Source organism: Streptomyces anthophorae (genome assembly GCF_049310305.1).
In the GTDB taxonomy this organism is placed as follows: domain Bacteria; phylum Actinomycetota; class Actinomycetes; order Streptomycetales; family Streptomycetaceae; genus Streptomyces.
Genome location: NZ_JBLWQQ010000001.1, coordinates 4322821 through 4337027 on the forward strand (window position 1 = coordinate 4322821; position 14207 = coordinate 4337027).

The following is a 14207-nucleotide window of genomic DNA, read 5'->3' on the forward strand; positions in this document are numbered from 1 at the left end:
GAGTTCGAGTGCACTGGGGCCGGCACTGAAGGCGACCATCACGGCCGTACCTTCAGACACCCAACAGCGTGCCCGACACCCTCGCCCGTCCATCTCGCTTTCCACGCCGAAGCAGTACTTGCGACCAGAGCAGGTCAAGTGTGCCGAATAATCAACGTTCCACCCATGAGCAACCACCGTCGAACGTGTGCCGACGTAATGGCCTCTGACCGCGCCCCGAAGGACTCGGTAAGAAGTGCTCCTTAGAAAGGAGGTGATCCAGCCGCACCTTCCGGTACGGCTACCTTGTTACGACTTCGTCCCAATCGCCAGTCCCACCTTCGACAGCTCCCTCCCACAAGGGGTTGGGCCACCGGCTTCGGGTGTTACCGACTTTCGTGACGTGACGGGCGGTGTGTACAAGGCCCGGGAACGTATTCACCGCAGCAATGCTGATCTGCGATTACTAGCAACTCCAACTTCATGGGGTCGAGTTGCAGACCCCAATCCGAACTGAGACCGACTTTTTGAGATTCGCTCCACCTTGCGGTATCGCAGCTCATTGTATCGGCCATTGTAGCACGTGTGCAGCCCAAGACATAAGGGGCATGATGACTTGACGTCGTCCCCACCTTCCTCCGAGTTGACCCCGGCGGTCTCCTGTGAGTCCCCATCACCCCGAAGGGCATGCTGGCAACACAGAACAAGGGTTGCGCTCGTTGCGGGACTTAACCCAACATCTCACGACACGAGCTGACGACAGCCATGCACCACCTGTACACCGACCACAAGGGGGCGCCTGTCTCCAGACGTTTCCGGTGTATGTCAAGCCTTGGTAAGGTTCTTCGCGTTGCGTCGAATTAAGCCACATGCTCCGCTGCTTGTGCGGGCCCCCGTCAATTCCTTTGAGTTTTAGCCTTGCGGCCGTACTCCCCAGGCGGGGCACTTAATGCGTTAGCTGCGGCGCGGACAACGTGGAATGTTGCCCACACCTAGTGCCCACCGTTTACGGCGTGGACTACCAGGGTATCTAATCCTGTTCGCTCCCCACGCTTTCGCTCCTCAGCGTCAGTAATGGCCCAGAGATCCGCCTTCGCCACCGGTGTTCCTCCTGATATCTGCGCATTTCACCGCTACACCAGGAATTCCGATCTCCCCTACCACACTCTAGCTAGCCCGTATCGACTGCAGACTCGGGGTTAAGCCCCGAGCTTTCACAATCGACGTGACAAGCCGCCTACGAGCTCTTTACGCCCAATAATTCCGGACAACGCTTGCGCCCTACGTATTACCGCGGCTGCTGGCACGTAGTTAGCCGGCGCTTCTTCTGCAGGTACCGTCACTTTCGCTTCTTCCCTGCTGAAAGAGGTTTACAACCCGAAGGCCGTCATCCCTCACGCGGCGTCGCTGCATCAGGCTTTCGCCCATTGTGCAATATTCCCCACTGCTGCCTCCCGTAGGAGTCTGGGCCGTGTCTCAGTCCCAGTGTGGCCGGTCGCCCTCTCAGGCCGGCTACCCGTCGTCGCCTTGGTGAGCCATTACCTCACCAACAAGCTGATAGGCCGCGGGCTCATCCTTCACCGCCGGAGCTTTTAACCCCCATCCAGGAGAATGGGAGTGTTATCCGGTATTAGACCTCGTTTCCAAGGCTTGTCCCAGAGTGAAGGGCAGATTGCCCACGTGTTACTCACCCGTTCGCCACTAATCCACCCCGAAGGGCTTCATCGTTCGACTTGCATGTGTTAAGCACGCCGCCAGCGTTCGTCCTGAGCCAGGATCAAACTCTCCGTGAATGTTTCCGGGATATCCCGGTGACACACACGAGAGCGGAACGGTCGGAGGAATAATCCGACCGTTCACAGCGTCCTCGCTGTGCGCCTGCCAGCCAATGGCCGGCAGGACTTTTCAAAGGAACCTCGTCCCAGCGGATGCTGGAGACGGGGTATCAACAAATTTTGGCGTTGATTTTTGGCACGCTGTTGAGTTCTCAAGGAACGGACGCTTCCTTTGTACTCACCCTCTCGGGCTTTCCTCCGGGCGCTTCCCTTCGGGTCTTGCTTTTGTTCTTGCTGTTTTGCGTTTCCGACTCTATCAGACCGTTTCCCGGCCCGTTTTCCTCGGTTCCGCTTCGCTTTCCAGCCTTTCGGCTTTCCGGCGAGTCCGACTCTATCAGATCCTTTCGGGCCTGATTCCCAGTCAGGGGGGCTCGTCTTCCCGGCTGTTGGGCCGTTCCGACGTCCCAAACATTAGCGGATTCCCGGCCCCCGAGCGAATCGGGGGTTCGGAATTGAATTCGGGCACGCCGAATAGAATCCCGGTTGGGAGATCGTGCTGAGGTTGGGTGCCGCTTGAGCGGCGGATGTGCCGCCGCAGAACCGTTACGGCCCCGTGGCAACCCGAGGTACCTTACGGATCGGGGAAGGCCGTGTCAACCCTCCCCTGTGGCCCACTTCAGTCGAGGTCGTTGAGGCGCCCGCCGGCGTCCGGCTGGGCGTCCTCCACGCGACGTAGAAGACGCGTGAGGACCTCGCCGAGGGCTCCGCGCTCCTTCGCGTTGAGGTCCTGGAGCAGGTCCTCCTCGAAGACCGTGGCGAGGCGCATCGCCTCCAGCCACTTCTCGCGGCCCTCCGCGGTCAGCTCCACGATGACGCGGACGCGGTTGTTCTCGTCGCGGTCCCGGGTGACCAGGCCCTCCTGGACCATGCGGTCGATGCGGTGGGTCATCGCGGCGGGGGTCAGGCCGAGGCGCTTGGCGAGGTCGCCGGGGCCCAGGCGGTACGGGGTGCCCGAGAGGACGAGGGCCTTGAGGACCTCCCAGTCGGTGTTGCTGATCCCGATCTCCGCGGTCTGGCGTCCGTACGCCACGTTCATGCGGCGGTTGAGTCTGCCGAGCGCCGAGACGATCTGCTCGACCTGGGGGTCGAGGGCGTGGAACTCGCGCTGATACGCGGCGATCTGCTCTTCGAGCGTCGGTTCGGCAGCCGGCGCGCCTTGGGTGTCCGCCATGGCGCGAAGTATGGCACGGGAGTGATTGGCGTTGAAGTCCTTGCGTGTGTACTCTTTAGCTTCGAACTTTAGCTTCTAAGTCTTCAGTGCTAAGACCCGGCCGGCGGCCGGGCCAGTGAAAGGGCAGGTGAAAGTGACCAGGGCGATGGGCGCGGCGATGCGCCGGATTCAGGTGGGCAGCGCGCTGAGCGCGTTCGGGATCGGCTTCACGGTTCCGTTCCTCTACGTGTACGTGGCGGAGGTGCGAGGTCTTGGTGCCAGTGCGGCGGGCATCGTCCTTGCCGCGTTCGCCATGGCCGCCCTGGTCGTCCTGCCCTTCACCGGTCGTGCCATCGACCGGCGCGGTCCGCTGCCCGTCCTCGTCGCGGCCTCGGTCGTGGCGTCCGTGGGAGCGGTCGGCCTCGGGTTCGCCACGTATGAACCGGCCGCCATCGTGGCCGCCGCGGTGCTGGGGGCCGGGACCGCGGTGCTCCAGCCGGCGCTCGCGACCATGATCGTGTGGTGCTCCGCTCCGGAGACGCGCACCCGTTCGTTCGCGACACAGTTCTTCCTCCAGAACCTGGGCCTCGGCATCGGCGGTCTCATCGGCGGCCAGATCGTCGACGAGACCAGGCCGGACAGCTTCCTGCTGCTCTTCTCCATCGAGGCCGTGATGTTCCTGGTGCTCGCCGGGATCGTGCTGACGGTGCGGATGCCGCACTCGCCCACGCTCGGCGAGGCCGTGCCGAAGGGCGAGGGCAAGGGCGGCATGCGGGCGCTGCTCGGGAACCGGGCGATGGTGCAGCTGTGCGTGCTCGGGTTCGTGCTGTTCTTCGCCTGCTACGGGCAGTTCGAGTCGGGTCTCAGTGCCTACGGCGTCGAGGCGGCCGGTATCTCGGCGTCCACGCTCGGGATCGCGCTCGCCGCCAACACGGCGATGATCGTGGTCGCCCAGTTCGCCGTGCTCAAGCTCGTCGAGCGCCGCAAGCGCTCGCGGGTGATCGCCGCGGTGGGCCTCATCTGGACCGTCGCGTGGCTGGCGGCCGGGTACGCGGGGATCGGGCACGGGAGCCAGGCGATGGCGACCGCCGCGTTCATCTCCACGTACGCGCTGTTCGGCCTCGGTGAGGCGATGCTGTCGCCGACCGTGGCGCCGCTCGTCGCCGATCTCGCTCCGGCCGGCATGGTCGGCTCGTACAACTCGGCCTTCGCGCTGGTGAAGCAGCTCGCGCTGGCGGTCGGGCCCGCCGTGGGCGGGCCGATGGGCGCCGCGCTGCACGGTCCGTACATCGTGACGTTCGTGCTGTTCTCGCTGGCCATCACCGTGCTGGCGCTGCGGCTCGGCAAGCGGCTCACGCCGGTGCAGGACCAGCCGTCGCTGGCCGGCACGCGCGTGGTCATGCGCAGCGCGCCGGAGCCGGCCACAGCGGAGGCGTAGGGCCCTCAGCCCGAGCCTTCCGGCAGTACGAACTCGCACCACACCGCCTTGCCGCCGCCCGGCGTGCGCCGCGAGCCCCAGTTCGAGGCGATCGAGGCGACGATCGCGATGCCGCGGCCCGCCTCGTCCGCCGGTTCCGCCCGGCGGCGGCGCGGCAGGTGGTCGTCCCCGTCGGTCACCTCGATGATCAGGCGGCGGTCCGTGCGGCGCAGCCGCAGGCGCATGGGCGGGGTGCCGTGCTGGAGGGAGTTGGCGACGAGTTCGCTGGCCGCGAGGACCCCCAGGTCGTGCAGTTCGTCGGCGAAGCGCCAGCTGGTGAGGACGCCGGACGCGAAGGCACGCGCGCGTGGTGCCGCCTCCACGCCGCCGAGCAGTTCCAGTGCCGCGTTGCGGAAGCGCTCGCCCTCGGTGCCCTTGCGGGCCGGGTGCTGGAGGACCAGGACCGCGACGTCGTCGTCGTGATCGGCCGTGACGCCGGCCGCCCGGATCAGTCGGTCGCAGACCACCTGGGGCGTGCCGGTCGCGCCCGCCAGGGCGTTCTCCAGCGATGCCACTCCCTCGTCGATGTCCTCGTCGCGCCGCTCCACCAGGCCGTCGGTGTACATGACCGCCGTGGAGCCCGCGCCGAGCGGCACCGAGCCCGAGGCGTGCAGCCAGCCGCCGGTGCCGAGCGGCGGGCCCGTGGGCTCGTCGGCGCGGTGGATCGTGCCGTTCTCGTCGCGTACGAGGATCGGCAGGTGGCCGGCGGACGCGTAGACGAGGCGGCCCTCGTTCGGGTCGTGGACGGCGTAGACGCAGGTGGCGATCTGGTGCGGGTCGATCTCCGTAGCCAGGCCGTCGAGCAGTTGCAGGACCTCGTGCGGCGGGAGGTCCAGGCGCGCGTAGGCGCGGACCGCCGTGCGGAGCTGGCCCATCACCGCGGCCGCCCGGACGCCGCGGCCCATGACGTCGCCGATCACCAGGGCCGTGCGGCCGCCGCCGAGGGTGATCACGTCGTACCAGTCGCCGCCGACCGCGGCCTCGGTGCCGCCGGGCTGGTAGGTCGCCGCGATCCGCAGGTCGTCGGGTTCCTCCAACTCCTGGGGCAGCAGCGAGCGTTGGAGCGTGACCGCGGTCTCGCGCTGTTCGCGCTCGCTGGTGCGCAGGCGCTCCGCGGCCTCCGCGTGGTCCGTGACGTCGGCCGCGAAGATCAGCACACCGGGGCCCTCCGCCGTCTCCAGCGGGGTGCAGGTGACGGTGTACGAGCGGCCGCCGGACGTCTTGCGGGACTTGACCGTGCGGGGCTTGCCGCTGCGCAGCACCTGGTCGAGGAACGGGAGCAGGCTCAGCTCGTCGAGCTCGGGCAGCGCCTCGTGGGCGGGCTCGCCCGCGGTGCGCTCGCCGAAGGCCGCGACGTAGGCGTCGTTGACGTACGCGATGCGGTGCTCGGGGCCGTGCACCAGGGCGACGAGGGCGGGGATGCGGTCGAGGACCTCGCGTACGGGCAGCTCGTCGACTCCGCCCGCCTCGCCGGGCGCCTCCGCCGACAGGGGCTCGGCGCGGGCGGCGGGGACCGCGCCGTCGGCCCGCTGAGGTCCGCCGTGGTCGGCCCGCGCCGCGGCGCGGCGCTGCGTTCCGGGGAGCCGGGCGCTCCAGCGCGTGAAGTTCACAGGGGAAAAGCCTCGTGGGTTCGAGGGTGGGCGAGGAGCCCGCCCGGGGTCGTGGACCAGTCTGGCCGACCGTACTGACAAACGTCAGACGCCGGTCCGGGAGCGGGAGTTCCGCGCTCCGGTCACCGGTGCTCGGTCAGGGGCGTCAACAGCGCGCTCAGGGCGACCCCTTCGGGTTTTCCGGAGGTCCTTGCGGGGTGTCGCGGGAGGGTCCGCCAGATGGGTCCGTAGGAGGGACCGCTCCGGCCGCGAGTTCGAACTCGGCGCGGGGCTGTTCCAGCGAGCCCAGCGAGACGATCTCTCGCTTGAACAGACCGGAGAGCGTCCATTCGGTCAGGACGCGGGCCTTGCGGTTCACGGTGGGCACCCTGCTGAGGTGGTAGACGCGGTGCATGAACCAGGCAGGGTAGCCCTTCAGTTTGCGGCCGTAGACGTGCGCGACGCCCTTGTGGAGTCCGAGGGAGGCCACCGAACCCGCGTAGGAGTGCTCGTATTCGGTGAGCGGCTCACCGCGTACGGATGCCGCGATGTTGTCGCCGAGGGTGCGGGCCTGGCGCACCGCGTGCTGGGCGTTGGGCGCGCACTCCTTGCCGGGCGCCGTGACGTCCGGGACGGCCGCGGCGTCGCCCGCGCCCCACGCGTGCGGGGCGCCGTCGACGGCGAGCGTGGCGGTGCACTTGAGGCGTCCGCGCTCGTTCCGCGGCAGGTCCGTGGCGGCGAGCAGCGGGCTCGGCTTGACGCCGGCCGTCCACACGACCGTGCGGGTGGGGAAGCGGGAGCCGTCGCTGAGCACCGCTACGCGGTGCTCGCAGGATTCGAGCCGGGTCTCCAGGCGTACGTCGATGTTGCGGCCGCGCAGTTCGCGGATCGTGTACTGGCCCATCTCCGGGCCCACTTCGGGCAGGATCCGGTCGGAAGCCTCCACCAGGATCCACTTCAGGTCCTCGGCCTTGACGTTGTGGTAGTACTTCGCCGCGTACCGGGCCATGTCCTCCAGTTCGCCGAGCGCCTCCACGCCCGCGTACCCGCCTCCTACGAAGACGAAGGTCAGCGCCGCGTCGCGGATCGCCGGGTCGCGTGTGGAGGAGGCGATGTCGAGCTGCTCGATGACGTGGTTGCGCAGGCCGATGGCCTCCTCGACGGTCTTGAACCCGATGCCGAAGTCGGCGAGCCCGGGGACCGGGAGCGTGCGGGAGACCGAGCCGGGCGCGAGGACCAGTTCGTCGTAGGTGAGGGCGGCCGCGCCCGTGCCCTCCTCGTCGCTGGCGAGCGTCGTGTACGTGGCCGTGCGCTTGGCGTGGTCGATGGACTGCGCCTCTCCGACGATCACCTGGCACTGGTCGAGCGCGCGGCGCAGCGGGACGACGACATGGCGCGGCGAGATCGAGCCGGCGGCCGCCTCCGGCAGGAATGGCTGATAGGTCATGTACGGGTCGGGGGTGATCACGACGATCTCCACGGCACCGCTCTTGAGCTCCTGTTTGAGCTTCTTCTGGAGCCGCAGGGCCGTGTACATCCCGACGTATCCGCCGCCGACTACAAGAATGCGCGCAGGTTCCCTCACCCTCCCATGACGCATCGGGCCCATGCGTTTGTCCACAGTCCCGACCATTTGTATGACGACCAGAAGTACCCCTTGTGGACCGGCGTTCGGCCCGCGCGCGCGAGAGGTGCCCAGGTCAGGGTCCGGAGCGGGGCCGTGGACCGGGGCGGAGGGCGGTGGGGCCGTCATGGCGAAATCCGGCACATACTCCTTTCGAGGGGCACCCGGTGCGGAACCTGCCTCTTCTGAATCGCTCCCGGCTCAACTATGTTCGTCTCCTGTCGGGGTGTCTGGGGGGATACGCGGGCGATCGGGAAGCGTCCCGGAAATCGCTGTCTGTTCCTCCGGCTCCGACAGACAATGGCGGGGAGTGTCTCCGGGGGGAGACGTCATTACCGGGGGAACACATATGCACATTCAGGACTCTCATTGGACCTCAGCCTCTGCCGTCGCGCCCTCGGGAGCGGCCGCGGGGGCCAACGGGCGGGGGGCGGGCGACAGTTCGCGCTCCACTCCGCTGCGTGTGGACGCACAGCGCAATCTCGAGCATGTGCTGCGAGCGGCCAGGGAGGTCTTCGGCGAGCTGGGGTACGGGGCACCCATGGAGGACGTGGCGCGACGCGCCCGCGTCGGGGTGGGCACGGTGTACCGGCGCTTTCCCAGCAAGGACGTACTGGTGCGGCGGATCGCCGAGGAGGAGACCGCTCGGCTGACCGACCAGGCGCGCACGGCGCTCGGTCAGGAGGACGAGCCGTGGTCGGCGCTCTCGCGCTTCCTGCGGACCTCGGTCGCCTCGGGCGCGGGCCGGCTGCTGCCTCCGCAGGTGCTGCGGGTCGGGGTCGCCGACTCCGATGAGGGCGTGCGCGGTGAGCCGCGCGTTCCCGAGCAGCGGGCGGCGACACCGGAGCTGCGGCTCGTCGAGCAGCAGCCCGCGGTCGGCGGCGAGGGCCTGCCCGCCGACGACGCGGGTGCCGCGACGCTCCTCGATGTCGTGGGCCGGCTCGTGGACCGCGCCCGGGAGGCCGGTGAGCTGCGCGCCGACGTGACCGTGTCGGACGTGCTGCTTGTCATCGCGACGGCGGCCCCGTCGCTTCCGGACGCCGTGCAGCAGGAGGCGGCCTCGGCGCGACTGCTCGACATCCTGCTCGAGGGGCTGCGCTCGCGGCCGGCGTGAGCACTCGGATCCTCACCGAACCGAGGGAGTCACCGCGAGTCGACGACGTCGTCACTCGCGGTCAACTCTCGTTTACGGCAGGGCGGTTGAGGCTTCCCCGAACGGGTGATCCTTAGGGATCGCGCACGCGAAATCTCCACGGATGAGTGGTTGCCGTGCAGCAACCACTTCGGGGGCCCGTGCGTGTGGCACTCTTTCCCGGTGATCGGGTCAGAGTGGGCGGTCGGGGGCATTCCGCAATGAGCGTTGACGGGCGGGACGAGCAGCGGCCCGAGGGCGGCGGTACCAGCGCCGGGAGCCCGCCCTCGCGGCAGGTACCCAGTCAGGGCGGTCCGGGGCGTACGCCCGCGGAGCAGCCGGACATGCAGACGTCCGTGCCGCCTCAGCGCGAGAGCGGCTCCGGCGTTGTCGAGGGCGACGCTCCTGCGCCGTCCTCCGATGCCGACCTGATCGGCCGCATGCGCGCGGGCGACGACGGCGCCTACGAAGAGCTGTACCGCCGCCACTCCGCCGCCGTGCGCCGCTACGCCCGCACCTGCTGCCGCGACGGGCACACCGCGGACGACCTCACGGCCGAGGTCTTCGCCCGCACCCTCCAGGCGGTGCGCAGCGGCAGCGGGCCCGAGCACGCGGTGCGCGCCTATCTGCTGACCACGGTGCGCCGCGTCGCCGCGGGCTGGACGAAGTCGGCGAAGCGCGAGCACCTCGTCGACGACTTCGCCGTGTTCGCCACGCAGGACGCCCGCTCGCTGGAGGCCAGCGACGACGACACGCTCGACCTGGGCGCCGACGTCCGCGCGATGCACGAGGCCGAGCAGTCGATGGCCATGCAGGCCTTCCGCTCACTGCCCGAGCGCTGGCAGGCCGTGCTGTGGCACACGGAGGTCGAGGAGGAGTCGCCCAGCGAGGTGGCCACGCTCTTCGGGCTCGACGCCAACGGCACGCGCGTGCTCGCCAAGCGCGCCCGCGAAGGCCTGAAGGAGGCCTACCTCCAGGCCCATGTCTCGACCACGCTCACCCAGTCCGAGGAGTGCGCACGCTACGCGGACCGGCTCGGCGCCTACGCGCGCGGCAGCCTGCGCACCCGGGCGGAGCGCGGCCTGCGCAAGCACATGGACGAGTGCGCCAAGTGCCGGCTCGCGGCCGGCCAGATCAAGGAAGTCGCCAGCGGCATCCCCGGTGTCGTACCGATCGCGGTCATCGGCTGGTTCGGCGCCGCCGGGTACGCGAAGGCGGCGGCGTTCATCGGCGGCGGCGCCGCGAGTGCGGCGGGCGCGGCCGGGGCCGGTGCGGCCGCGGCGACGGGCGGCGGCTCCACGAGCGGTGGCGCCGCCGGCGGAGCGGCCTCCGAAGGCCTCGGGGCGCCCGCGAAGGCGGGGATCGCGGCCGGAGTGGTGGCCGCGGGAACCGCCGTCGCACTGGCGATGGCACTCACCGGCGACCCGAAGCCGAAGCCGGAGGCGCGCGAGAAGGCGCCGCCGCCCGCCTCGCAGCCGATCGAGCCGAAGAAGCCGAAGCCCGAGCCGAAGCCGCCGCAGCCGGAGCCGAAGCCGCCGGCCCCCAAGCCGACGCCGCCCCCGCCGAAGCCCTCCCCCAAGCCGACCCCGAAGCCCACGCCCAAGCCGACGCCTCCGAAGCCGAAGCCGAAGCCGAAGCCGCCGGCCCCCAAGCCCACGCCGCCCAAGCCGACCCCGAAGCCGCCGCCGCCCGCCCCGGCCGTCTATCCGGTGAACGAGCTGCGGTACGACACCACCGGGGACGGCTCGCAGCCGGAGATCCGCCTCGGCGAGAGCAGCTGGGTGTGGCAGCGCTACGGCATGTCGATCGCCGGCAAGCAGTACGCAAAGGGCGTCTCGGTGCACTCCGAGTCCTCCGTCACCATCGACCTCAACCGCAGCTGCTCGACGTACGACGCCTTCGCCGGGGTCGACGACATGACGCTCGGCCTCGGCGCCGTCCGGTTCTCCGTCTACGTCGACGGGGCGCGGGCCTGGAGTTCGTCCGTGGTCAAGGGCCGCCAGTCGGCGGTGCCGGTGCATGTGAACGTGTCGGGGGCGAAGTCGATCCGGCTGGTCACCGAGCCGAAGAGCCCGGCCGACTCGGTGGCGGTCGCCGACTGGGCGGAGTCCCGCTTCACCTGCACCTGACCGGACGCGGGGTGCCGCAGCCGGTCAGGGCCCGCCCGCCATGTCCGCGAGCAGGCCCTCCTGCGTGAGCGCGGCGCCCGCCGCGCGCTCGGCCTCGTACCTCGCGTCGCCGAGCTCGGCCCGCGCGCGGGACTCCGCGTCCTCGTACTCCGCGCGCTCCGGCATCGACCTCGGCAGACCGGCGCGCATCACGTCGGCGGCCGCGAACAGGCGCACGGCGCGCGCCGTGTCGCCCGCGCGCGCGTGCAGTTCGGCTCCGACGTCGACGAGGCCCGCGGTCACCGACTCCGCCGTCTGCCCCAGCACCTCGTCGCGCAGCAGGCGGACCACCTTCGCGAGGCCGGCCCCGGGACCCGACTCGGCCGCGGTGACACGCGCGTCGACCACGCCGAGGGCCGCGACGAACTGCGGCGGCGGGGTGCCGCCCTCGGCCACCGCGCGCGAAGCGTCGCAGTGCTCGCGCGCGCGGGCCACGTCGCCTTCCGACAGGGCGAGGTGGGCCCTCAGCAGCCGGGCGAAGGCCGCGCTGTCCACCACCCCGTACCGCTCCGCCTCGGCGGTCGCCATGTCGAGCGTCTTCTGCGCGGTGTCCCGGTCGCCCGCGCGCAGGGCGATCTCCGCGAGGCGCGCCATGAGGAACGGCGACTCGGCGTACGCCCCCACTTCGTAGGCGAGCAGCAGCGCCTCCTCGTACTCGACCTTGGCATCCTCGAACCGGCCGCGCCCCATGGCGGCCTCGCCGGCCGCGCTGCACACCTGGGCCCGCATCCAGCGGTCGCCCACTCTGCGGCTCAGGTCCCGCAGCTCGGCGAGGTCGTCGTCGACACCGCTCATGTTGCCCGGCATGTCGACCGCCATGTGCGCGCGGAACATCAGGGTGACGCCGAGCTCCCAGTCGCCGCCGAAGCGGCGGCAGTTGGCGACGGCGGCGTCCAGGTCGGCGCGCACGTCGCGGCCGTCGAGCAGGAACAGCGTGAACGGCCAGATGATGCCGGGGAAGCGGGCCCCCTGCGGGTTGGGCGGGGCGAAGACGGACTGCACGCGCAGCGCGTACGCGCGCTGCTCCTCGTCCGCGACCGCGCTCTGCGGGTAGATCTCGGAGAGCAGGAACAGGGAGAGCAGCCGCAGATTCATCTGCGGCCAGTACATCGGGTCCTCGGTGTCCTCGGGGAGCACACCGTCCGGCAGCATCTTCATGATGCGCTCGACCCAGTTCGACCCCTCGTGGCGGTAGTTGCGCAGCCACCAGAACCAGCCCATGTGCAGCGCCAGGGCGATCGCGGACTCCAGATCGGCGGGGCCGGGGCCGGAGGTGACGCGGTTCAGCGCCGCGCGGATGTTGTCCAGGTCCGCCTCCAGGCGCTGGATCCACGGGAGTTGCTCGGCGGTGCGCAGCTTGGGGTCGGCCGCCTCGACCAGCGCGCGCAGCTGGGCGGTGTGCCGCCGCTCGGCCCGCGCCAGGAGCTCGGGAGCCTGCGCGGCGCGCTCGGTGGCGTACTCGTGGATGGTCTCCAGCATTCGGTAGCGCATGCCGGCGGCGCGCTGCTCCTGGTGGGGCGCGGCGACGAGCAGGGACTTGTCCAGGAGCGAGCCGATGACATCGGCGACCTCGCCGCTGGAGCACACGGCCTCCGCCGCCTCCAGGTCCCAGCCGCCGGCGAACACCGACAGCTCGCACAGGGTGTCGCGCTCCCGCGTGTCGAGCAGGTCCCAGGACCAGTCGACGACCGCGCGGAGGGTCTGCTGGCGGGGAAGTACCGTGCGACTGCCGCCGGTCAGCAGGCGGAAGCGGTCGTCGAGCCGGTCCGCGATCTGGCGGGGTGTGAGCAGTCTGAGGCGGGCCGCGGCCAGCTCGATGGCGAGCGGCAGCCCGTCGAGGCGGCGGCAGATCTCGGCGATGGCCGTCCGGTCCTGGCTGGGGTCGAAGCCGGGGCGGACCGCGGCGGCCCGTTCGGCGAACAGGCGGTGGGCGGGGTCCGGGGGCAGCGGCTCGACGGGGCGCACGGACTCCCCCGGTACGCCGAGGGGTTCGCGGCTGGTGGCGAGGATCGTGAGGCCGGGGCAGCGCGTGAGGAGGGTCTCGGCGAGCTGGGCCGCCGCTCCGATGACGTGCTCGCAGTTGTCAAGGATCAGGAGCAGGCTGCGGTGGGCGCAGTGCTCTACGAGGAGGTTGGTCGGATCGGTCTGCGGGGCCGACAGCTCGTTCGTCATCAGGACCGTCTCGCGCAGGTCCAGTGCGCTGACCACCGCGCCGGGCACCGCCCCCGGATCGTCGAGCGGCGCCAGCTCGACCAGCCAGGCGTTCGAGAGCGGCGCCGCGGCCTCCTCCGCAAGGCGGGTCTTGCCGGAGCCGCCCGGGCCCGTGAGCGTGACCAGGCGTGCTCCTCGCAAGTGGGAACGGATGGCGTCGAGTTCGGGTTCCCGCCCGACGAACGAGTTCAGGCGGGGGCGGAGATTGCCGGTTCTGGCCGGAGGAAATCTGAGCCCCTGCGGCGATTGAGCAGCGGGGGTCGGGGCAGAGTCCCGAGGCGTCACCCCCGGGTGCGCTCTCGGGGCGGGGGCGTTGAGCAACTCCACGTGCAAAGCGACGAGTTCCGGCCCAGGATCCGCCCCCAGGCCGTCCGCCAGCACACGACGCACCTCCTCATAAGCGGCCAGCGCATCCGCCCCACGCCCCGCGTCACGCAGCGCACGGATCAAAAGGGCGTGCAGCGGCTCGTCGTACGGGTGTGCGGTGGTGAGCTCCCGCAGCTCGGGTACGAGGTCGGCGGCGCGGCCCAGGCGCAGGTCCGCCTCCACGCGCGCGCGGACGGCGTCCTGGCGGCGGGTCTCGTGGCGGGTGGCGGCCGTGTGGTCGGGGAGGTCGACGAGGGCCGGGCCGCGCCACAGGGCGAGCGCGTCCCGCAGCGTGCGGGCGGCGGTCTCCGGGGCGTTCGCCGCGAGGGCGGCGGCGCCCTCGCGGGCCAGGCGCTCGAAGACGTACAGGTCGATGTCCGGGCGGGCCGCGGCGAGGCGGTAGCCGCCGGTCTCGGAGGTGACCGCCTCCTTGCCGAGGGTGCGGCGGAGCCGGCCGACCAGGGCCTGGAGGGCGGCCGGGGCGTCGGCGGGCGGGTCGTCGGCCCAGACGTCGTCGATGAGCGCGTCGGTGGGGGCGGTGTGCGGGGCGTGCAGGGCCAGGGACGTGAGCAGGGCCCGCAGCCGCGGTCCGCCCACGGGCACGGGTGTGCCCTCGTCGTCGTATGCCTGTGTGGTGCCCAGGATCTTGTACTGCACTGAGGCATTGTCGCCGCTG

The 14207-nt window shown here is 70.5% G+C and carries 7 protein-coding genes and 1 rRNA gene; 3 read left to right on the forward strand and 5 right to left on the reverse strand.

Annotated features, from left to right (window positions below; genetic code table 11):
- Positions 1-246 precede the first annotated feature (246 nt).
- Positions 247-1772 (reverse strand): 16S ribosomal RNA (locus tag ACNYS0_RS19450).
- Between the two features lie 658 nt (positions 1773-2430).
- A complete protein-coding gene (locus tag ACNYS0_RS19455; protein ID WP_422475299.1) occupies positions 2431-2985 on the reverse strand; it encodes a MarR family winged helix-turn-helix transcriptional regulator in 555 nt (184 codons plus the stop codon).
- 145 nt (positions 2986-3130) lie between these two features.
- On the opposite strand from ACNYS0_RS19455, the gene ACNYS0_RS19460 reads away from it, so the two are divergent.
- A complete protein-coding gene (locus ACNYS0_RS19460) occupies positions 3131-4402 on the forward strand; it encodes an MFS transporter (RefSeq protein WP_422482727.1) in 1272 nt (423 codons plus the stop codon).
- A 5-nt stretch (positions 4403-4407) separates the two neighbouring features.
- Here ACNYS0_RS19460 and ACNYS0_RS19465 read toward each other — a convergent pair whose 3' ends face one another.
- Both ACNYS0_RS19465 and ACNYS0_RS19470 read right to left on the reverse strand, forming a co-directional pair.
- The gene (locus ACNYS0_RS19465; protein WP_422475301.1) at positions 4408-6051 is read right to left on the reverse strand and encodes an ATP-binding SpoIIE family protein phosphatase; all 1644 of its coding nucleotides are present in this window, start codon (positions 6049-6051) and stop codon (positions 4408-4410) included.
- 157 nt (positions 6052-6208) lie between these two features.
- Positions 6209-7630, reverse strand: a complete 1422-nt coding sequence (locus ACNYS0_RS19470; RefSeq protein WP_422482728.1) for an NAD(P)/FAD-dependent oxidoreductase — start codon at positions 7628-7630, stop codon at positions 6209-6211.
- A 373-nt stretch (positions 7631-8003) separates the two neighbouring features.
- On the opposite strand from ACNYS0_RS19470, the gene ACNYS0_RS19475 reads away from it, so the two are divergent.
- The gene (locus ACNYS0_RS19475; protein WP_422475303.1) at positions 8004-8768 is read left to right on the forward strand and encodes a TetR/AcrR family transcriptional regulator; all 765 of its coding nucleotides are present in this window, start codon (positions 8004-8006) and stop codon (positions 8766-8768) included.
- A 239-nt stretch (positions 8769-9007) separates the two neighbouring features.
- Complete coding sequence (locus ACNYS0_RS19480) at positions 9008-10915, forward strand: sigma-70 family RNA polymerase sigma factor (RefSeq protein WP_422475304.1); 1908 nt, start codon at positions 9008-9010, stop codon at positions 10913-10915.
- 24 nt (positions 10916-10939) lie between these two features.
- Here the strand turns inward: ACNYS0_RS19480 and ACNYS0_RS19485 are convergent, their stop codons facing one another.
- Positions 10940-14188 (reverse strand): ATP-binding protein, encoded by a 3249-nt coding sequence (locus ACNYS0_RS19485; RefSeq protein ID WP_422475306.1) that lies wholly within the window; start codon positions 14186-14188, stop codon positions 10940-10942.
- Positions 14189-14207: the final 19 nt, after the last annotated feature.